The sequence below is a fragment of the Streptomyces sp. NPDC030840 genome (genome assembly GCF_055572015.1).
This window is the reverse complement of record NZ_JBVIEE010000001.1, coordinates 680,212-699,988: the sequence shown is the minus strand read 5'-3', so window position 1 is coordinate 699,988 and position 19,777 is coordinate 680,212. Positions and strand designations below refer to the sequence as shown.

Here is a 19,777-nt window from a genome sequence, read left to right as displayed (position 1 = left end):
ACCGGGGTGACGTGCTCACGACCAGGGGGGTGCTGTGCTTTCGGGGTGCTGTGCTTTCGGGGTTCTGGGCGCCCGGTGAGGCGTGGCACGGCGGGGCGCCTGGCAAACGGCCGGTTCGGCGCAGCGGCCATGCCCGCGAGGGCGCCCGCGACGCGCATCGCCGCGCGCCCAGCGCGTCCGCGGCTGACTTGTTCAGATGACTTGATCGTGGGACTAAGTCGTTATGATGCGGTCATGGCTCACGTTCCCGCGGCCGAGCGCCGCCCTCAACTGATCAAAGCGGCCATCGACTTCATGACCAGGGAAGGAGTCGCGGCCGGAAGCACCCGTGCCATCGCCGCCGAGCTGGGGGTTGCTCAGGCCACGGTGCATTACATCTTCGGCACGAAGGAAGGGCTGTACCGCGCCGTCATGGAACAGCTCACGCAGGATTTGATCACTCAGGTCGAGCAGGCCGCACCGGCCGACGCCGGCTTCGAGGAAACGGCCGGCACACTTGCAGCCGCCCTGTGGCGTACGGTGCGCGAGCAGCCCGCCAATCATCAGCTGCTCATGGAACTGACCATGTTCGCGCTCCGCTCCCCCGCCCTGAGCGACGCCCTGGAGAGCCACTGTCGGGGCGTGACCGAGGTGACGGCGAGGCTGGTGACCGAAGCGGCCGAGCGCACCGGCCTGGCCCTTGCCCAGCCTGCGGAAACGATTGCGCGGTTCTTCCTCGCCGGCTTCGACGGGCTCACGATGCAACACCTCTCCCACCCCGACGAGGAGGCCGAGCACACCTGCCTGCAGGCCTTCGTATCCGCCGTGGTGGCCATGGCCGGCGGTCGGCTGGACCTGGTGTCCGTTCCTTCGAGCTGACATGGTTCGCGAGCCGGTGAACCCTGCCGGTCACAGCACTGGTCGCGCGCGCTGGGCGTCTCGGGCGGGGTCAGGGGGTTCAGGTCGGCCATCGAGGTACGCATGTTCGCGCGCATGCCCGGCTGCTGTATCCAGTCGAGTACGAGCCCCAGGGGGCCGAGGCCGATGACGTATTCCACCTTGTAGGTCGTCCGCGTGGCCTCCCTGCCGGCCGCGCCGGGGCCGGCTGGAACCGGAGCGGGCCGCGCCGTCCATGAAGCCGTTCCAGCAAGGGGAGAACTCGGACCCCGCCCAGTGCACGCGACCGAACTTCCGCCCCATCCACTCCCCGTACTCGGTACGCACCCCGGGGGCGGCGACGGACGTCGGGCCGCCCCGGGTCCATTGCCCGGCGGTCCAGCCCTGCTCGACGTAGTCGACGGCGCCGAAGGCCCGCTCGCCGACGACCTGGGCGAAGGAGTGCAGCACCGCGCCGCGGCGCTCGCCCACCGGGCGGGTGCGCCCACTTGCGCCATTGCCCGCCGCCGAGGAAACCCATGAGCAGCCGCTGGAACAGCTGGTCCTGCGGCGGCAGTGGGTCCCAGACGATCCGGGAAGCCAGGTGTGGTGACTCCTCGGCTCACAGCGGGGAAGCGGTCGGTGAAACACCATACCGTGCGACCTGATCAGTTGACAATGTCAGGCGTTCCAATCGCACGACAACGCCATTGAGCCGACGCCATGGCAATGGTGACGCAGGCGGCAGTCGGATGACTCGGTCGGACGACTTGAGCAAGTGATAAAGTCGGTCGCACCGAACGAGGCACCCATCGGCTCCGACCGGTCGCGCGGCTGCCGCCACGCGGCCGGAGTCCGACCCTGTGCCCTCCGCTTCCCCCGCCCACGTCCGCTGCCCGGGTGCGGGGATCCCCGCCGTCGTAGGGAGTTCGTCATGGCCGTCCTGCTCCACCGTCTGGGTCACAGCGCCTACCGGCACCGAAAGCTCGTCCTGGGCCTGTGGCTCTTCGTCCTGGCCGCGCTCATCACCTGCGTCAGCGTCTTCAGCGGCAAGCTCGACCACCGCTTCTCGGTGCCCGGCACCGAGTCGCAGCGTGCGCTGGACAGCCTGAGCAAGACCCTCCCGGAAGCCTCGGGTGCCAGCGCGCAGATCGTCTTCACGGCCCCCAGGGACCACCAGGTCACCGAAGCCCCCTACGCCGCGGCCATCGCCCGGACCGTGGCGGAGGCCAAGAAGGCTCCCCAGGTCAGCGAGGTCGTCGACCCCCGTGCCTCCGGCGCCGTCTCGGCCGACCGGACCACGGCGATCGTCCAGGTCCAGTACCCCGTCCAGAACGCTCAGGTCCGCACCTCATCCGTGAACGCGATCGAGAAGACGGCCGAGGCAGCGGAGAAGGACGGGCTGAAGACCTCGGTGGGCGGCTCCGTCTACAGCAGCAACGGCGTCCACGTCGGCCCGTCGGAGATCATCGGCGTGGCCGTGGCACTGCTGGTCCTCGTCGTGACGTTCGGCTCGCTGCTGGCCGCGGGCATGGCACTGGTGCCCGCGCTCATCGGTGTGGCAGTCGGACTGGCCGGGGTACTCGCCCTGGCACCCGTGGTCAGCATCTCCTCGACCGCCGTCACACTCGCCCTCATGCTGGGCCTGGCCGTCGGCATCGACTACGTGCTGTTCATCCTGTCGCGCCACCGACAGCAACTGGCCCGCGGAACCGACCCGAAGGAATCCATCGCGCTGGCCACCGGCACGGCCGGAAGCGCCGTGGTCTTCGCCGGCGCCACCGTGATCATCGCGCTCGCCGCGCTGAGCATCATCGGCATCCCGTTCCTGACCACGATGGGTCTCGGGGCCGCCGGAGCCGTACTCATCGCCGTACTGGCGGCGATCACCCTCGTCCCCGCCGTCGCGGGATTCGCCGGCTCCCGGCTCACCCCCAAGCCCGGTAGCCGCGCCGCCCGGCGGGCCGCCGGCACCGAGGGGTCCACCGGCCACACCACCATGGGCACCCGCTGGACCAAGTGGGTCATCGCCAAGCCGCTGCTGACGGTGCTCGCGGTGGCGGGCATCCTTGCGACCCTCACCTTGCCCGCCATGGACATGCGCCTGTCCCTTCCCGACAACGGCTCCGCCCCGCACTCCTCCACCGAGCGCAAGGCCTACGACACGATCAGCGACAAGTTCGGTTCCGGCTTCAACGGCCCGCTCCTCGTCCTGGCCGAGACCCAGAACGGCACGCCTGCCGCGAGCGCACGGGCCGGCGCGCAGGTGGCCCAGAAGCTCCAGACCCTCGAGAACGTCAAGGCCGTCCTGCCACCCCAGCCCACCAACGACCCGGCACAGAGCGTCATCACCGTCCTGCCCGCCTCCGGTCCGGACAGCGTCCGCACCGACCAACTCGTCCGCGACATCCGCGAGGCCGCGCCCGACATCCGTGACACGACCGGCGCCTCCGTCGCGGTCACCGGTACCACCGCCGTCAACATCGACGTCTCCAACCGGCTCAGCGACTCCCTGCTGCCCTTCGTCGCCATCGTCGTCGGCCTCAGCCTGCTCCTGCTGATGATCGTCTTCCGGTCGCTGGTCATCCCCGTCAAGGCCGCCGTCGGCTTCCTGCTCTCGGTCGGCGCCTCGCTCGGTCTGGTCGTCGCCGTCTTCCAGTGGGGCTGGCTGGCCGACGTCCTCGGGGTGCCCCACAGCGGCCCCGTCGTCAGCTTCCTGCCGATCATCCTGATCGGTGTGCTGTTCGGACTGGCCATGGACTACGAGGTGTTCCTCGTGTCCGGCATGCGCGAGGAATGGGCTCACACGGGCAGAGCACGCCAATCGGTCGTCGACGGCGCACGCCACAGCGTGCGGGTCGTCACCGCCGCCGCCCTGATCATGTTCACCGTCTTCGCCGGGTTCTTCCCTCTGGACGACTCCCTGATCAAACCCATCGCGTTCGCCCTCGCCGTGGGCGTGGCCATCGACGCCTTCGCCGTCCGCATGACGCTCGTACCGGCAGTACTCGCTCTCGCCGGCCGGGGCGCCTGGTGGCTACCGGGCTGGCTGGACAGGGTGCTGCCCGACCTCGATGTCGAAGGGACCAGCCTCCAGAAGGCTCCGGTTCATGCTTCGGCGACAGACCACAAGGAACCCCAGAGCGTCGCGTGACCCGGCGGACGGATCCTCGTCCGGCAGCTCCGGCTCACTGCCCCCCCCGACAGCGGGCAGGTGCCCCTGGACAGCGGGGCGTTCCCCGACATGCCGGCGTCGTCGCTCCTGACGGCCGGGCCGCACAGCGGCACCACGTAGGCGCCAGGTTGACCAGTGCAGGATGTGGTCGACCGGGGCCGACCGGCGGTGGGTGAGGCGAGTGATCAGTCGTCGGATCTCAGCGAGGCTGAGGTGGATGAGCTGGGAGGATCCGTTTCTGCTTTCTCCGTGTCCAGTTGGCGGGCCCGTAGGACGGTCAGGCAGGCGTGGGCGGCGATGGCGAGGGTCATGTGGCGGTGCCGGCCCGGGTAGCGGCGGACCTGGTAGTCGTCCAGGCCGCATTCCTGCTTGGCGGTCTGGAAGCACTCCTCGACAGCCCAGCGGCTGCCCGCGATGCGGATGAGTTCGTCCAGCGTGGTGTCGGCGGAACAGTAGGCGATGTAGTAGGAGACCTCCTCGGGCCGGCTGACGCTGCGGCGGGCGAGGACCCAGTGCCGGCGGTCCTCGCGGTGCCAGGGGCGGACCTCGACGCGAGCCCAGTCATAGATCAACCGGCCATGGGCTCCCTCGCCGCAGGAACGGCGCTTCCACTTCTGCCGCGGCAGACCGGGGAACAGGTCGTGGACCGGATGGTCCATGGCCCAGCGGGTGACGGCGGTGTCGTGCCGGGTGGTGGCCATGACATGGAAGACGTCCGCCTGCTCCAGTTCGAACCGCCAACCCTTGCTGAAACCGTAGGCGGCGTCCGCGGTCACCCAGCCGAACGGGATCCGGTCCGCGATGGCCCTGCGGACCATCGCCCGGCCTCCTTCGTCTCGAACGCGACCTCGTCGCCGATGCCGGCCCGACGGCAGCGTTCCCGGTCGTCCGTCCACGACGTGGGCAGATACAGCCGGCGGTCGATCAGCGTGCGGCCGCGATCGGTGGCGTAGGCGAGGAACACACCGATCTGGGAGTTCTCGGTGCGGCTTGCGGTTCCGGAGTACTGCCTCTGCACCCCGGCCGACCGCAGGCCCTTCTACAGAAAGCCGGTGTCGTCGACGATCAGCACGGCTCCCGGTCGCCGAGGTGTTCCACGACGTAGTCGCGGACGTCGTCCAGGACCTCATCAGCGTCCCACTCGATCCGGTTCAGCATCCGCTGGATCCGGTCCGGGCCGTCGTGACCGGCCTCCTCGGCCAGCGTCCAGCCGTGCACGAACCGCTCATGCAGAGCGCTCGGTTCACCCGCCCACAACCTGACATCAGCAAGGTCCCCACCCATAACCACACCAACGACCGACCTGGCCAGCAGTCATGACAGACACCGTTGCAGCACTAGGGCAAGCACCGACCGCTACTCGTGCTCGGACAAGCGGATCTCGCTACTCCGAGGCGTCTGCCAGGTCGACGGAGGGCTCTGGTCCACGCTGGAAGGCACGGCCGAAGTGCTGGCCGGAGCTACCGACGGGCAGGAGGTCCGGGCGTTTGGCCACGCGACCGTCTCCGGAGGAACGCCCACGCGCGCGCCTGCCGATCCACGGACCGAGGAATCCGGCGATCCAGCGCACCTCGGCTGACGCGGTACGCAAGAATCGTGCCCGACCGACAGGCAGGACGGGCAACGGGTGCGTCCAGGAGTCGTCGGTGTCCGGCAGGTTGAGCGAGTGAGCGAGCGCCGCCGCGATCCGCTGGTGGCCGAGTGGGCTCGAGTGGAGGCGGTCCTGACTCCACAGGCGTGGATCTGTGGCCACCGGATACGGGGTGACGTCGGCGACGACGACACCATGCCGGTGCGCCGCCGCGCGAACGCGGTGGTTCAGCGCCTCAAGACGTGGCCGGAGCGGACGGGCCAGTGGAGTAACGCGCGTGATGTCGGGAATGGTGAGCGTCGCCACGCGCGCCCCCTGGCCGGTGAGCGCGGCGAACATCGCCTCCAGATGCGCGGCCACCTCATCCGGATCGAAGCGGGGGCGCAGCATGTCGTTGACTCCGGCCACGACCGTCGCGAAGTCCGGCCGCAGCGCAAGCGCCGCGGGCAACTGCTCCGCGTGGACCTGCCCGGCCAGACGGCCCCGTACGGCGAGATTGGCGTACTGGAGCTGCGGGCTGTGGCGAGCCAGGTGCTCGGCGAGCCGGTCGGCCCACCCGCGCAGGCCTGTCAGATCGTCGCCGTCGCCGACCCCTTCTGTGTGACTGTCGCCCAGGGCCACGAAGCGCAGATAGCGGGTCTCAGTGCCTGACATGAGCGGCTGGCTCCTTATTGCGATGACCGGAAGAGCCACCACTCTAGTCAATTTTTTGAGTAATGGTCTGGGTGCGCTGGTCGAGCCTGCGCAACGCCATGTCGCCCCACTGGAGGTTCTCCCGCTCGAACGACATCCCGCGCAGCACAGTGAGGTACGGGCCGATGCGCTCGGCCTCGGCGAAGTACGCCTCCTCTGAGCGGCCGCCCAGCAGTCGTTGACGGATTCTCTCGTAGCGGGCCAGCTTGGCCGTGGCCCATTCCATGCGTTCGAGGAGGGCGGCGCGCACCGCCTCGACGTCGCCGGCGTCCGCGCACTGCACCTTGACCAGCAGCTCGTCCCTGATGACCGCGGGCCGACCCGGCGGCTCGGCCGTGTATGCGCGCACCGCCTCCCGTCCAGCCTCCGTCAGGGAGAACATACCTACTCAACTTATTGGATATGGAGGTCAATCATGCACCCCTTCCGCAAGGCCGTCGAGAACGGTGACCTGGACGCCGTGGCCGCCCTTCTGGCCGACGACGTCGTATTCACCAGCCCGGTCGCCTTCAAGCCGTACCCGGGCAAGGCGATCACCTGGCGGCGAAGGCGGCAACACCAAGCCCGCATCAGCCACTGCAAGCGACGCGGGCACAGTCCCTGAAGAGCTGCCCAGCAATCAGAACAAGCACCGTTGCAGTACTTGACTGCTCGCCAGGTCCGTCGTTGGTCCGGTCATGGGTGGGGACCTTGCTGATGTCAGGTTGTGGGCGGGTGAACTGGACGCTCTGCATGAGCGGTTCGTGCACCGGTTCAACCGGTCGGAGCCGGGGGAGTCGGCGCTGGCCTATATGCGGGGTCTGATCGCTCCGCTGCAGCGCAAGAACGGCTGGACGCTGGCGGAGGAGGCCGGGCATGCGGGCCCGGACCGTATCCACCGGATGCTGAACCGGATCGAGTGGGACGCCGATGAGGTTCTCGACGACGTGCGCCGGTACGTGGTCGACAACCTCGGCGACCGGGATGCCGTCCTGATCGTGGACGACACCGGCTTCCTGAAGAAGGGGATGCGCTCGGCCGGGGTTCAGCGGCAGTACTCCGGCACAGCCGGGCGAACGGAGAACTGCCAGGTGGGCGTGTTCCTCGGTTACGCAACCGCCCGTGGCAGAACGCTGATCGACCGGCGGTTGTATCTGCCCACCTCCTGGGCTCACGGCACCGCCGACTCACCTCCCCGCATCCACGCCCGGGTTCCGAACGATGTACAGGCCCGGGAGGCCACTGCCGCCGCACCACGCAGGGCCTCGACGAAGCCCTGCGATGTCAAGCAGCCGTGGGTCGCGAGGCGATGGGCGAGGGCCCCGTGCAGGACGTCACCCGCGCCAAGGGTGTCCGCCACCCGTACGGCAGGGACGCCCACCGTGCCCCCGCCGTCGGGGCCCGTCCACACGATGGATTGCCCTCCTCGACTGACCGCCGACCAGCCGACCCCGTGTTCCTGCAGGAACCGCAGGGTGTCCGTCGGGGTGCTCGTGCCAGGAGGGTGGAAGTCGTCCGAGCAGACAGCCACGTCGATCGATGGCAGCAGCTTCTCCGTGCCGTCCTTCCAACTGCCCCCGTCCAGGAGGGTCAGACGCCCGGCGGCACGCGCGGCGTGGGCGGCGGCCACGGCCAGTTCCATGTGATGTCCGTCGAATTCCACGATGTCGCAGGTCACCATCAACGCGTGGAGATCATCGGGTGGGGCGGCCCGGTACCCCGTCGCATTGGTCGAAGCGACGGCGCGGTCCCCGCTGGACGCAGTCACGAGGATGGACGACACAGCGGGCGGCTCTGTCGAGTCGGCCGCCAGGTCCACCACGGTCACACCCAGTCGGTCCAGGTCCGCCGCGACAGCGCTCCCCAGTGGATGGGAGCCGATCGCGGTGAGCAGCGTTGCCGCGCCGCCCAAGTGCGCGAAGGTCGCGGCAGCGTTCGCGGCCGGACCGCCTGCGGCGACGACCTGCCCATGAGCCGTCAGTTTCTCGTTGGTACCCGGCACATGGTCGACGAGCTGGATGACGTCCAGCGTGGACAAACCGACGAACCAACCTTCAGGGCGCTTCCGCGTCACCGCCGCCACAGGCCCTCGCACCGATTCCGTCAAGGTCGCCTCTTTCTCCTGTCGCCCGGTCGAATTCATGCGGCTTCCCGAGATGCCGCTGCCCGATCCGTTCGTCGTCGCCGGCTGCCACAGACTGCTGCCGGTGCCCCACCCGGCCGATGGGGCACACCGTCTCCCTCATGGCAAAGGGGCTGACGACCGGCGAGGTCCAGGTCCACAGCGCCGAACGGCCCGCCGGCCGGCATGAGCCGGCGGGCGGGCTGGAAGCCGCAAGCGTCCGATTCACATCTTGACGGGCTCGTCGTTGAGACGGAACCTCGGGTCGCCCGGGACGGACGCGAGGAGTTGAGCGGTGTACGGGTGGCTCGGCCTGGCGAACGTTGCTCCGGTCGGGCCGAGCTCGACGAGGTCCCCGTGCAGCAGGACCGCGACCGTGTCGCTGACGTGCCGGACGACGGCCAGGTCGTGCGAGATGAACAGCATCGTCAGCGAGAGCCGGCGGCGCAGATCGGCGAGCAGGTTGAGGATCTCGGCCTGGGTCGTCAGGTCGAGGGCCGAGGTGATCTCGTCGGCGATGACGAACCGGGGACGCGGTGCGAGGGCCCGTGCGATCGCCAGCCGCTGCCGTTGGCCGCCGGAGAACTCGTGCGGGTAGCGGTCCATGCTGTCCGGGTCGAGGCTCACCTGGCTGAGCAGCTCGGCGATCCGGGTCCGGACCGGTTTGACCCTGGCCCGGATCGGATCGAGTGCCTCGGCGAGCGACTGCGCGACGGTGCGCCGCGGGTCGAACGAGGAGTACGGGTCCTGCGGGATCATCTGGACCGTCGCGGCTCCCGCCCGTCCGCGCGAGGTGCGCAGCGGGGCGCCGTCCACGAGGATCCGGCCGCTCGACGGCCTGTGGACGCCGACGAGTGTCCGCGCGAGCGTCGTCTTGCCCGATCCGGACTCTCCGACGAGTGCGAGGGTGGTGCCCCGCGGGATGTCGAACGAGACTCCCTTGAGCACCCTGCGGGCCGCGACGCCGTGGCCGAGCTCGACGGTGAGACCCTCGACGCGCAGCAGCGGGGCGGCCGCCTGCGGGTCCGGTGCGGTGGCGGTGGCGGACATCAGCGGCTCCCTTCCGCGGCCGGTGGGCGGTCCGCGGCTTTGTCGGAAAGGTCGTGCGGGCCGTCCACGGCTTCTTCGGCGGAAAGGCCGTGGGGGCGGCCTTCGGTGTCCGACGGCGCCCCACTCGGCTGCGCCGCATGCGCGTCGGCCGTCCACCGGACCGCGCTGAGGGTTCCGCCGGCCTCGACCGCGGCGGGCGTCGCCGCGAGCAGCGCGCGGGTGTACGGGTGGGTGACCGTCCCCCGGCGCAGGTCTTCGCCCGTCGTCCGGTCGACGACCCGGCCGCCGTGGAGCACCAGGACGGTGTCACAGAGCACGCCGACCACGCCGATGTCGTGCGAGATGAACAGCATCGCCGTACCGTGCTCGCGGTTGATGCGCCGGAACTGGCGCAGCACCTCCGCCTGGACGGTGACATCGAGGGCCGTCGTCGGCTCGTCCGCGATGAGCAGCCGCGGGTTCGTCGTCATCGCCGAGGCGATTGAGGCGCGCTGCAGCATGCCGCCGCTCAGCTCGTGCGGGTGCTGGCGCAGTCGCCGGTCCGGCTCGGTGACGTGGATGTCGGCCAGGGCGCGGACCATGTCCCGCGCGGCCTGACGCCGGGGCGTCCCCAGATGCACCCTGGCCACCTCGGTGAGCTGGGTGCCGAGCCTGAGCGCGGGGTTGAACGTGCCGATCGGGTCCTGGTAGACGATGCCGATCTCGGTCGCGAGGCGTCGCTCCGGCGGTGTTCCGAGCAGGTCGAGGTCGCCGAGGGCGAGGCGCGACGCGTTCGCCCGCACGCCCTCGGGAAGCAGGCCCGCGACCGCCATGGCGATGGTGGACTTGCCCGAGCCCGACTCCCCGACGAGGCCGACGATCTGGCCGGCCCCGATGGTGAACGACACGTCGTCGACGAGTGTCCGGTCGCCGGCCCGCACGGTCAGCCCGGCGACGGTCAGCAGGCCGTCCGGCTCCGTGCCGGCCACTGCCCCCGGACCGCCCGACGGCGAAGACGCCTGCGCCGCGCCGTCCTGTGCCGGGGCGGCCGGTCCCGCCGCGTCCGCCGTCCCGGCCGGTGCGGGCGCTGTGCCGCGGGTTCTCGGGTCGACGAGTGAGGCCACGCCGTCTCCGAGGAGCATGGCGCCCACACCGGTGACGATGAGCATGATCGATGGAGCGAGGACGACCGACGGCTGGGCGAAGATCGACGGCAGCGCCTCGTTGAGCAGCCGGCCCCAGTCGTACTGCGGGCTCTGCACACCGAGACCGACGAACGACAGACTGCTGATGTCGAGCAGGGACAGGGTGAAGCTGGAACTGAGGAGGACCAGCAGCGGCCCGCTGATGTTCGGCAGGACATGCCGGCCCAGGATGCGCGGGCCGGGCACGCCGAGCAGGCGCGCGGTGAGGACGTAGTCCTTGTCCGCGACGGTCGCTGCGAGATTCGCCGTCAGCCGCGCGAACCCGGGGACGCCGGCGACGGCGATGGCGACGATCGCGGACACCGTGCCCGGTCCCAGCACCGCCGCGACGACGAGGGCGAGCACGAGCGAGGGGAAGGCCACCGCCGAGTCGATGAGCCGCAGACAGGTCTCGCGCAGCCACCCGGGTGCCAGGTGGACCAGCGCGCCGATCGCGACGCCGACGACGAACGAGGCGGCGGTGGCGGCGACGGCCATGAGCAGGGTGAGCCGGGTCGCGACGAGCGCCCGGGCGAGGACGTCACGGCCGAACGCGTCGGTGCCGAGGAGATGCCCGGCGCCGGGCCCCAGCCGGGCGTCGTCGGTGAGGGTCTCGGCGGAGCCGCTCAGCAGCGGCGGGGCCACGAGGGCCACCACGAGGAGCAGTCCGAGGATCACGGCGCCGGACAGCAGCGAGGGGTTGCGGCGCCATCGACGCACGGTCGCTTCAGTGGCCACGACGACCTCCCTCGAGCGTGCGCGGGTCGACGATCCCGAGGACGACGTCGACGAGGAGGTTGACGAGCAGGGCGAGCATGCCGACGACGAGGATGATGCCCTGGATCACCGGATAGTCCTTGTAGATGATCGCCTGGACGACCTCGGTGCCGAGCCCTGGGTAGGTGAAGACGTTCTCCAGGATGATCGTCCCGCCGAGCAGGGACGTGAGGACCAGACCGGTCAGGGTGAGGACACTCGTCACGAGGTTGGGCAGCGCGTGGCGGAGGTGGAGACGCACCGATCCCAGGCGGTGGCCGCGAGCGGTCCTCATGTAGTCCTGGGCGAGCACCGAGGCCGTCTCCTGCCGGACGACCCGGGCGATGGCGAAGGCCGGGCCGATGCAGAGCGCGGCGATCGGCAGGACGAGCGCGCTCGGTGTCGTGGCGCCGCCGGACGGCAGCAGCCCGAGGCTGATCGAGAACAGGACGATGAGGAGGGTCGCGACGACGTAGACCGGCGCCGAGGCGAGGAGCCCGGCGACCGTGCCGAAGCCGACGCCGAGCCGGCGCCGGCGTCCGTCACGGGTGAGGACGCCGACGGTCATGCCCAGCGGGACGGCGATGACCAGGGAGAGCAGGACGGCCGGGATGACGAGCTGGACGGTGTACGGCAGCCGGGTCGCGACGATGTCCGCGACCGGGGTGTCGAACCGGAACGAGGTGCCGAGCCGTCCGGACGCGATGTCGCCGAGGTAGTGCACGAAGCGCGTCGCCAGGGGCTCGTCGAGGCCCAGTCGTTCGCGTATCGCCGCGAGCGTGGCCGGGGACGAGTTGGTGCCCGCGATCGCGCGGGCCGGGTCCCCGGGCAGCAGGGGCACGATGAGGAACGTCACGAGAACGAGCAGCAGCATGGACATCAGCAGCCCGCCCGCCCGGCGGACGGCGAACCCGGCCCAGCCACCGCCCAGCCGCAGCCGGGGAGCGCGCCGGACGGGTGCGGCCGGCAGCGGCCCGGTCGGGACCGCGGCCCCGGCGCTCACAGCGCCGCCGCCACGAGCGCCGCGTCGTCGGGGCGCCGCTCGTGCCAGCGGAACCGCGGTTCGAGCTGGGCCGAGAGCCGCAGCAGCGTCGCCTCGTCGTAGGGAGCGCCGACGAGTTGCGCACCGACCGGCAGGCCGTCCGCGGTCGTGTGGACGGGCAGCGAGATGGCGGGCAGCCCGGCGATGTTGACGAACGCGGTGAACGAGACCATCCGGGTCTCGGTTTCCCGCGGGCCGTCCGGGTCGGAGTTCGCCTCGTCGTACACGGGGCCGACCGGTGGCGCCACGACCGCCGTGGTCGGGGTGAGGAGGACGTCGAAGTCCCGGCCCCACTGGGCGACCACCTCGCGTGACTCGGCCTGCAGGCGTGCCGCCGTCCGGGCGTAGTCGCCCGCGGTGATCTCGAGGGCGGTTTCCCGGCGGCGCCGGATGTAGGGGTCCACCGCGTCGGGATCGTCGACCTCGATGGCGTAGGTGGAGGCACTGATGATCGTCCAGGTGAAGCCCATGATCGCCTCGTACGAGAACATCTTCGGACGGGCCTCGACGACGTCGTGCCCCAGGTCGCGCAGTGCCTGCGCGGCCGTCAGCGCCGCCGTGCGGCACTCCTCGTCGACCGGCAGCCCGGTCGGCGGCTCGAGGAGCAGGCCGATCCGCAGCCGCCCGGGATCGGCACCGACCTCCTCGATGTACGGGCGCTCCGGCTCGGGCGCGCTGTACCAGGCGAGCCGGTCGGCACGGCCCATGACGTCGAGCATGAGGGCCGCGTCGTGCACGGTGCGGGTGATCGCGCCTTCGGTGGTCGAGTGTTCCCAGGCCCGGACGAACGCGGGCACGCGTCCCCGGCTCGGTTTGAGGCCCACGAGTCCGGTGACGGACGCCGGGACCCGGATCGATCCGCCGCCGTCGCCGGCGTGTGCCACCGGGGCGAGCCCGGCCGCGACGGCCGCCGACGCGCCGCCGCTCGACCCGCCGGAGGTGTGCGCCGGGTTCCACGGGTTGCGCGTCTTGCCGTGCCGGGCGTTCTCGGAGACGGTCAGAGCACCGAACTCCGGCGAGTTGGTCCGGCCGAGGGGGATCGCGCCGGCGTCGAGGAGGAGCTGGACGTCGGGGTCCGTGGTGGTCTGCGGGGTGTCCCGGATGGCCAGTGAGGACATCGTGTTGGGTTGCCCCGCGAGGGAGCTGAGGTCCTTGATGGGGACGGGGACGCCGTGCAGCGGGCCGAGCGGTTCGCCGCGGAGCACCGCCCGCTCGGCCTCGACGGCCGCCGCGCGCACGGTTTCGGTGTCGAGCCAGACGACGGCGTTGACCACGGGGTTGATCCGCTCGATGCGGTCGAGATAGGTCTCGGCCACCTCCACGGGGCTGACCTCTTTCGTGCGCACGAGGTCGGCGATCTGCTGGGCGGTGCTGAAGGGGTCGATCACCAGGGGGCTCCTGTCGGAAAGGTGCGAGGGTCTCGGGTGCGGGGTGCCGGAACCGCGCGGGGAATCTCCGTGCCGGACCGTCGGGTCCGGCCGCGTGGGTCTCCGCCGCGTGCGGACGGCCTGTCCGTCAGCCGGTGATGCGCAGGATCGGGTCGTCGAGCGAGCCGCCGAGCATCTGCGCGCTGAACCCCTTGCGCAGTGCGTAGATGAACGGGTCGTTGACCAGCGGCACCGCGTCCACCTGCGAGATCAGGGCCTTGGCGGCCTTCTGGTATGCGGCGCAGCGGGCCTCTTCGGTCGTCGCCTCGGCGCCCTGGGCGAAGGCCTTGTTCACCACGGGGTTCTTCACCGCGCCGAGGTTGCCGCCGCCTTCGGGGACGGTCGGGCCCACGAAGTGGGAGAGCGGGTTGGCGAGGCTGCCGAGGAAATTGAGGTCGGCGAAGACCGTGAGGTCCCAGGCGTCGGGCTTGCCGAACACGGTCCCGACCCAGGCCCCGACGTCGACGTTGGAGAGGGTGACGTCCGCGCCCGCGGCCCGCAGCGCCTCCTGGACGTACTGGTTTCCGGCGCCGGCCGGCCCGACGACCTGGGGGCCGACGAGACGGATCTTCTTGCCCTTGAGCACGGACGCCGCCGCGGCCTTTTCCTTCGGTACGAGGAAGGAGGTGCCCGGGTCGTTGCAGGGGATGCCCTTCTGCACGAACATCGTCGACGGCTCACCGGTGTCCTTCGAGACGACCTTGGTGAAGGCGGCGCGGTCGACGGCCTGGGCGACGGCCCGGCGGGTGGCGACGTCCGCGAAGACCGTGCCGGGTCGTTCGTTGAAGAGCAGGTAGAAGTCGGAGAACCGGCTGATGCTCACGCTGCGGCCGTCCACGCCGTCGAAGCGCGGGATGCCGGAGGCGTCGATCTTGCCGATGTCGAGCTGGCCGCTCGTGACGAGATTGCCGGTCGCGGTCGGGTCGGGCGAGACCAGGTACTCCATCGTCTTGGCGACCTTGCCGGGGATCTTCGTGCGCCAGGCCGGCCATGCCTTGTAGCCCGGTCGGAGCGTGTACGTGTACGAGACGCCGGACTGGGACTTCTTGAGAAGGTACGGGCCGGACTGCGAGCCCATGGCCTTACCGGCGGCGAGGGCCTTGAGGTCCTTGAGTCCCGCCGGGCAGACGATGCCCGTGCTCGCGACCGACAGGCCGGTGACCATGTCGCCCCACGGCCTGGCGAGTGTGATCTTCACCGTCCGCGCCGCGTCGTCGGCGCTCACTTTCACCTTGTTGCCGGGGCCGAAGACCGTGGGGAGATCGGGCGCCGCCGTCTTCGGGTCGACGTAGCGGTCGAGGGACGCCTTGACGACCTTCGGCGTGATCGGCGTCCCGTCGGCGCAGGTCGCGTCGGTGCGCAGGGTGAACGTGGCCGAGGTCGGCGTGTTCTTCCACTTGGTGGCGAGCCCGCCGACGAGCCCGCCGTCGTCCTTGCGCACGAGGGTGTCGTAACTGATCCGGGCGAGCTGGTAGTCCGGCAGGGACAGAGCCTTGGCCGGGTCGAAGCCGGCCGGCACGTCGATCGTCGTCCGGATCTTCGTCGCGGTTGCGGAACCGCCGCTGTTCGGGTCTCCGGACGTCGATCCCGTGGTGGTACAGCCGGCGAGTACGGCCGTCATGGCGACGGCTGCGGTCACAGGGACCGCGCGGGTACGGGTCTGGCGCATGGGTGCTCCTGCAGAAGGATGTCGGGCTCTGCGCAGGTCGCACGGGGTCGGGCGGGACGAGCGCGAGCAGTTCGGTGCGGAGGCGGTGCGCGCGGCCCTCGGTGGGCGCCGCGTAGAAGCGAGCCGTGGAGCACTCGGTGTGGAGAGGATGCAGCCAAGTGAATGACGTAGTCAATAGCGTTAACTAACTTTCCGCGCGCCTCGCACGCCTCCGTTTTCGGCCGTGGGACGTTGCTGGGCGGTGGCCGTGAAGCCTGACGCAGGTCGCGCGTCAGTCGTGCGGGAGCGTCTCCGCCTCCGCCTCGAGGGCCGCGAGGAGGATGTCCGTCTGCCGGCGGAAGACGTCGGTCATGTCGAGGCTGCGCAGGTGCTCCTTCGCCGCCTCGGCGTAGGGGTACGCGTCAGGATCCGCCGGCTGGTACTCCTGCACCCAGTTCACCTCGGCGCCGAACCGCTGGTTGACGAGCCGCCAGGCGTTGTTGCTCGCCATGGCGAGGATGAAGTTCGAGAACGCCTGGTAGTGCAGGACGGCCTCCCGGCCGCGCCAGCCGCCGCGGTGGAACGCTTCCAGGACGGCGTCGACGGCGCGCAACTCGTGGACGCCTCGGGTGACTCTCCCCATGCAGAGCGCGGCGGCCGCCGGGTGGTCCAGCGCGGTGTTCCAGGCACGGATCGCCAGGTCCCGCAGCGACTCGGCCCACGACTCGTGCGGCTCGTACCCCTCGAGGGAGATCCTGTCGAGCTCCTCCGCGACGGCGATCATGATGTGGTCGCGACTCGCGAAGTGCCGGTACATCGCGGTCGCGGAGGCGGACAGCTCCTTGCCGAGTCGCTGGAAGGTCAGCGCGTCCGGCCCGTCTTCGTCGAGGATCCGCAGCGCGGTCCCCACGATCAGCCCCTGGGAAAGAGTTCCCCGTTGGAGCCGCTTCGTCGACCGGCCCCCAGCCGCTGCCACTCGAACGCCTCCCTCGGACGGACGGCGAGCGCACGCTTGCCGCAGCCTGCGCCTCTTGACCGGCGACAATGAGACCAGCCTATGCGACTGGTGGTGAGCGGATCATCCTGGGCCCGGTCCCCGGGGTGGCCATGCCCCCCAACCATCCCTCCAGTCACGGTCTCCACAGTGGAAATGGGGAAGCTCAGAGTCATCTGCCACACGGACCGCGGTGCGCATTCGTCGGATCAGCCACATGTGACCCCGATCAGGGGCGATCACGGCATGCGCACGGGTTGATGGAGACCGAGGCCGCCGATCCAGCGACGTTTGCGCGCCAGTAGCACCGGCTGACGCTTCGACACAGTGATGCGCACGCCGACCAGGTGCGTATGATCACGCCGCACCAAGAGGGGGTTGAGGCACGTGGGGGAACAGGCCGACAAGCGATGGCCACGGACCTTGGCGGGAGCCATGGCGGTAGGCATGCTCCTTGCCGGGTGTGGATCAGAGGACGGCGCCACTGCGCAGCGGTCTTCCGCATCGGCAGGTGGTTTCCGCGGCGCGGCACCGACTGCGACAGCTACGGCCTACACCGTGCCCGTGCTGCGTTCACGCCACGTGAAAGAAGTGCCAAGGCGTGTTCTCCAACGGCTGCCGCGGCACCGTGGCGCTGGGCACATCAGATTTCACCCGCGGACGCAAGACACCGCAAGAGTGGGCCAGGCTCAGTTTCAGCCTCTACTCCGGCAGCAGCGAGCGAGCAGCGCACGCCCTCTATGCGTCACTGAACCTGGGCGGCACCAAGCTCGCGCTCGCGGGCTCTTTGGGCGATGAACGCCTCGCCACACGCGAGAAAGTCGGTGAGGCGACGGTGCTGTCCACGAAGGTCCGCTCAGGCACCACCGTGTTGTGGGTATTCGTCATGGGCTCGGAGCAGACCGCCACCAACGAACGTGTCGAAAGGGCACTGCAACTGCTGTACGACCGCACACTCCAAGCCAAGACCGGCGCCGAGCCCACCGCCAGCGACTCCATCGCATAACCGTTGAGCAGCACGTGCACGCGTTTGGATCCACGCCATGCGGCATCGGCAGCCCAGGCACGGGACGCGGCTGGAGTCCACCTCGGCACACATCCCACAGATCACAGGCGAGGTGTGCTCTTACCCGGCCCGTGCGGGTTCAGTCGCAAGACCACCGCCTGGCCGGATCCCCGTATCGGCGAGGTCTGCGGCCTGGTCCGAGACCCACCTCAACGCCCACGCCTGACCATCTCCAACCCAGACCCTCGTCACCGGCGACTGGACCCTGAAGAACTCCCCGCCCAAGACCCACCACGACCACTGCACCCTGACCCTGAGGACCACGCGGACTGACGGACACCCAGGCTGCGGTCTCCGAAGCGCTGAAGCCGAGCCCACGGCTGGGACAGGCGGGAAGAGACGGCCCCGCCGACCTCACCGGGCCCGCTCCTCGCCCAGTGGCTCGGTGACGATGACGAAGCTGCCGACGTTGATCAGCCGCTTGCGGAACCAGGGCATGGCCTTGTCGGTGTAGGCGTCGGTGGCCGCCATCACCTGCTTGGCACGGATGGTGCCGTGCAGGGTCTCGACGAGGAAACCGCCCTCCGGGAGGCGGTGCAGCGCATGGCGGCGTTGCGTTCGTGGGTCTCAGCCCCGGCGCGTTCGGCGGCCTCGGCGAGGCCATGGACGCACTTGCCGACGTGAAGGTGCGCGCTGAGCGGGTCGAGCAGGGCTCCGTGGTAGTAGTCGGAGCCCAGCTCGGCACGTAGATCGCTCTTGCTCAGCAGCGTGGTGTCGTGGCCGAAGTTGTCGGCCAGGTCGCGCTGCTTGGCCCGCACGCTCTCGAAGTGCTGCGGCTTGAACGCGACGCCCAGACGCCCTACGCGGTGGAAGTCGCAGTCGATCTGCTCCTTGACCGTCAGCTCCTCCACCAGGTCCACCGCCTCGCGGAAGGCGTCGTACAGTTCCCGGACCCGCGGCTGCCCGTAGCGCTTGCGCGCCTCGGCGGGGCTGATGGTGATGCCCTGGGTGCACATGCTGCCGTTGCGCCCGGAGGCGCCGGAGCCGACCTTGTCCTTCTCCACGAGGACGACGTGGGCGCCCTTGAGCAGGGGATCTGCTTCATGACGTACGCCCTCGGGTCTTCCTGGGTAGTCCAGGAGTGTGTTGTCCGGGTCCCGGCTTCAGCAGCCGAGCAGGGCCGGCAGGCCGGACAGGTCGGGCAGTTCGTCGAAGGGCTGGTAGTCGGCGCTGCCGCGGGCGCCGATGGAGCCGTTGTGGCCGTAGCGGTTGATCCACACGCGGCGAGCAAGGCCGAGGTCGCGGGTGGGGATGAGGTCGTACTCCCAGCCCTGGGCGACGTGGATGACCTGGGCGGGGTCGATGTCCATGGCCTGGAAGGCGTACTCGAAGGTCTGCCGGGACGGCTTGTACGCCTTGGCCTGCTGGGCGGTGATGACGTGGTCGAACTCGACGCCCATGTTGGCCAGGTTCTGGGCGATGAGGTCGTCGTCCGTGTTGGAGATGATGGCGATCTCGTACCGGGACTTCAGCGCCCGCAGGGCGGCCGGGACCTCGGGGTGGGGGCCGAAGGTGGGCACGGCCGCGACCAGGGCCTCGCCGTCGGACTGCCGGTACTCCAGGCCGTGCAGACGCATCGCTATCTCCAGGCTGGCGGGCAGCAGCTCGCGGAAGGGGCGGTACGCCTCCAGGACGGCGTGGAACCGCATGATGCGGAAGTCGTCGAGGAACTCGTCGACGTTCAGACGGTCCAGGTCCAGCCGGTCGGCCAGGACCTTCAGGGTGGTGGGGCCGAGCTGGAAGTCGACCAGGGTGCCGTAGGCATCGAAGGTGACGATCTGACGCATGTGTTCAACCTCTTTCCTGGCATATGGGACACCGGGTTCAGGAGGCTGCCGAGGCGTTGGGGCAGCGACCTGTTCAGGGGGATGGGGGCTGAGGGGTGCCCGAGGGGCCGCCGCTGGAGGACGAGCCCCCGGGCAGGGCAGGGGACGACGAATGCTGATCAGGTAGTCGGCGGCAGCATCGTTACTGCGCCGATGCGATGAGCCTCTCTCCGGCTCGAGGTGATGCGTCAGTGAAGCACTGTGGAGAATCCGGCAACAAGGGACGTGAGGCCGCGAGATCGACCGCGTATTTTGTGCCTGTGCACAATTTCTGACAGGCACCGCGAGTGGCTCCGGCGCGAACTGCGGCCGCTCGGCGCCGCTGCCCGGCCGGCGTGACCGGGCTGTCGGCCGCCAAGGCTGCCGTCCTCATGAAGGGCATGCGGCCTC

Annotated in this window: 15 protein-coding genes and 3 pseudogenes; 5 read left to right on the top strand and 13 right to left on the bottom strand. The window is 70.0% G+C overall.

Translation table 11 applies throughout. From position 1 onward, the window contains the following. Positions 1-234: 234 nt before the first annotated feature. Positions 235-858 (top strand): TetR/AcrR family transcriptional regulator, encoded by a 624-nt coding sequence (locus ACZ49J_RS02935; protein ID WP_467447478.1) that lies wholly within the window; start codon positions 235-237, stop codon positions 856-858. Between the two features lie 30 nt (positions 859-888). Here the strand turns inward: ACZ49J_RS02935 and ACZ49J_RS02930 are convergent, their stop codons facing one another. After that, positions 889-1,509: an FAD-dependent oxidoreductase gene (locus ACZ49J_RS02930; RefSeq protein WP_467447477.1), complete on the bottom strand. Its 621-nt coding sequence runs from the start codon at positions 1,507-1,509 to the stop codon at positions 889-891. A gap of 280 nt (positions 1,510-1,789) precedes the next feature. Between ACZ49J_RS02930 and ACZ49J_RS02925 the strand changes: the two genes are divergently transcribed. Beyond that, on the top strand, positions 1,790-4,009 hold the full coding sequence (locus tag ACZ49J_RS02925; protein WP_467447476.1) for an MMPL family transporter: 2,220 nt from the start codon (positions 1,790-1,792) through the stop codon (positions 4,007-4,009). 206 nt (positions 4,010-4,215) lie between these two features. On the opposite strand, the pseudogene ACZ49J_RS02920 reads toward ACZ49J_RS02925, so the two are convergent. From ACZ49J_RS02920 to ACZ49J_RS02910, 3 genes and pseudogenes are all read right to left on the bottom strand, one after another. Then, positions 4,216-5,314: pseudogene (locus ACZ49J_RS02920) on the bottom strand (IS701 family transposase). A 100-nt stretch (positions 5,315-5,414) separates the two neighbouring features. Beyond that, positions 5,415-6,275: an SGNH/GDSL hydrolase family protein gene (locus ACZ49J_RS02915; RefSeq protein WP_467447475.1), complete on the bottom strand. Its 861-nt coding sequence runs from the start codon at positions 6,273-6,275 to the stop codon at positions 5,415-5,417. Between the two features lie 43 nt (positions 6,276-6,318). Then, a complete protein-coding gene (locus ACZ49J_RS02910; protein ID WP_467447473.1) occupies positions 6,319-6,696 on the bottom strand; it encodes a hypothetical protein in 378 nt (125 codons plus the stop codon). Positions 6,697-6,729: 33 nt separating this feature from the next. Here ACZ49J_RS02910 and ACZ49J_RS02905 point away from each other — a divergent pair. Both ACZ49J_RS02905 and ACZ49J_RS02900 read left to right on the top strand, forming a co-directional pair. Beyond that, a pseudogene (locus tag ACZ49J_RS02905) lies at positions 6,730-6,852 on the top strand (nuclear transport factor 2 family protein); the annotation flags it as partial. 139 nt (positions 6,853-6,991) lie between these two features. Beyond that, positions 6,992-7,519, top strand: a pseudogene (locus tag ACZ49J_RS02900) (IS701 family transposase); the annotation flags it as partial. Here ACZ49J_RS02900 and ACZ49J_RS02895 read toward each other — a convergent pair. The 7 genes from ACZ49J_RS02895 to ACZ49J_RS02865 form a co-directional block, all read right to left on the bottom strand. Beyond that, on the bottom strand, positions 7,465-8,367 hold the full coding sequence (locus tag ACZ49J_RS02895; protein WP_467447691.1) for a PfkB family carbohydrate kinase: 903 nt from the start codon (positions 8,365-8,367) through the stop codon (positions 7,465-7,467). The pseudogene ACZ49J_RS02900 and the gene ACZ49J_RS02895 overlap by 55 nt on opposite strands. Positions 8,368-8,640: 273 nt before the next feature. Continuing rightward, positions 8,641-9,465 (bottom strand): ABC transporter ATP-binding protein, encoded by an 825-nt coding sequence (locus ACZ49J_RS02890; protein ID WP_467447472.1) that lies wholly within the window; start codon positions 9,463-9,465, stop codon positions 8,641-8,643. Further along, entirely contained in the window at positions 9,465-11,366 is a 1,902-nt protein-coding gene (locus ACZ49J_RS02885; protein ID WP_467447471.1) for a dipeptide/oligopeptide/nickel ABC transporter permease/ATP-binding protein, read from the bottom strand. Before ACZ49J_RS02885 ends, ACZ49J_RS02890 begins: the two co-directional genes overlap by 1 nt. Continuing rightward, positions 11,356-12,387, bottom strand: coding sequence for an ABC transporter permease (locus ACZ49J_RS02880; RefSeq protein ID WP_467447470.1), 1,032 nt, complete (start codon positions 12,385-12,387; stop codon positions 11,356-11,358). The genes ACZ49J_RS02885 and ACZ49J_RS02880 overlap by 11 nt, the downstream gene beginning before the upstream one ends. After that, positions 12,384-13,814 carry an amidase gene (locus ACZ49J_RS02875; protein WP_467447469.1) on the bottom strand — a complete coding sequence of 477 codons (1,431 nt, stop codon included), beginning with the start codon at positions 13,812-13,814 and terminating at the stop codon, positions 12,384-12,386. The genes ACZ49J_RS02880 and ACZ49J_RS02875 overlap by 4 nt, the downstream gene beginning before the upstream one ends. A gap of 127 nt (positions 13,815-13,941) precedes the next feature. Further along, entirely contained in the window at positions 13,942-15,522 is a 1,581-nt protein-coding gene (locus ACZ49J_RS02870) for an ABC transporter substrate-binding protein (RefSeq protein WP_467447467.1), read from the bottom strand. A 271-nt stretch (positions 15,523-15,793) separates the two neighbouring features. Continuing rightward, positions 15,794-16,411 (bottom strand): TetR/AcrR family transcriptional regulator, encoded by a 618-nt coding sequence (locus ACZ49J_RS02865; protein WP_467447465.1) that lies wholly within the window; start codon positions 16,409-16,411, stop codon positions 15,794-15,796. 685 nt (positions 16,412-17,096) lie between these two features. Between ACZ49J_RS02865 and ACZ49J_RS02860 the strand changes: the two genes are divergently transcribed. Then, complete coding sequence (locus tag ACZ49J_RS02860; protein WP_467447463.1) at positions 17,097-17,501, top strand: hypothetical protein; 405 nt, start codon at positions 17,097-17,099, stop codon at positions 17,499-17,501. Positions 17,502-18,031: 530 nt separating this feature from the next. Here the strand turns inward: ACZ49J_RS02860 and ACZ49J_RS02855 are convergent. Then, positions 18,032-18,565, bottom strand: coding sequence for an NAD(P)/FAD-dependent oxidoreductase (locus tag ACZ49J_RS02855; RefSeq protein WP_467447461.1), 534 nt, complete (start codon positions 18,563-18,565; stop codon positions 18,032-18,034). A 99-nt stretch (positions 18,566-18,664) separates the two neighbouring features. Then, positions 18,665-19,348, bottom strand: coding sequence for a haloacid dehalogenase type II (locus tag ACZ49J_RS02850; protein ID WP_030896307.1), 684 nt, complete (start codon positions 19,346-19,348; stop codon positions 18,665-18,667). Positions 19,349-19,777 lie beyond the last annotated feature (429 nt).

Coding starts and splice junctions, on each gene's coding strand:
- ACZ49J_RS02935 (WP_467447478.1), top strand. CDS start 235: ATGGCTCACGTTCCCGCGGCCGAGCGCCGCCCTCAACTGATCAAAGCG.
- ACZ49J_RS02930 (WP_467447477.1), bottom strand. CDS start 1,509: ATGGTGTTTCACCGACCGCTTCCCCGCTGTGAGCCGAGGAGTCACCAC.
- ACZ49J_RS02925 (WP_467447476.1), top strand. CDS start 1,790: ATGGCCGTCCTGCTCCACCGTCTGGGTCACAGCGCCTACCGGCACCGA.
- ACZ49J_RS02915 (WP_467447475.1), bottom strand. CDS start 6,275: ATGTCAGGCACTGAGACCCGCTATCTGCGCTTCGTGGCCCTGGGCGAC.
- ACZ49J_RS02910 (WP_467447473.1), bottom strand. CDS start 6,696: ATGTTCTCCCTGACGGAGGCTGGACGGGAGGCGGTGCGCGCATACACG.
- ACZ49J_RS02890 (WP_467447472.1), bottom strand. CDS start 9,465: ATGTCCGCCACCGCCACCGCACCGGACCCGCAGGCGGCCGCCCCGCTG.
- ACZ49J_RS02870 (WP_467447467.1), bottom strand. CDS start 15,522: ATGCGCCAGACCCGTACCCGCGCGGTCCCTGTGACCGCAGCCGTCGCC.
- ACZ49J_RS02850 (WP_030896307.1), bottom strand. CDS start 19,348: ATGCGTCAGATCGTCACCTTCGATGCCTACGGCACCCTGGTCGACTTC.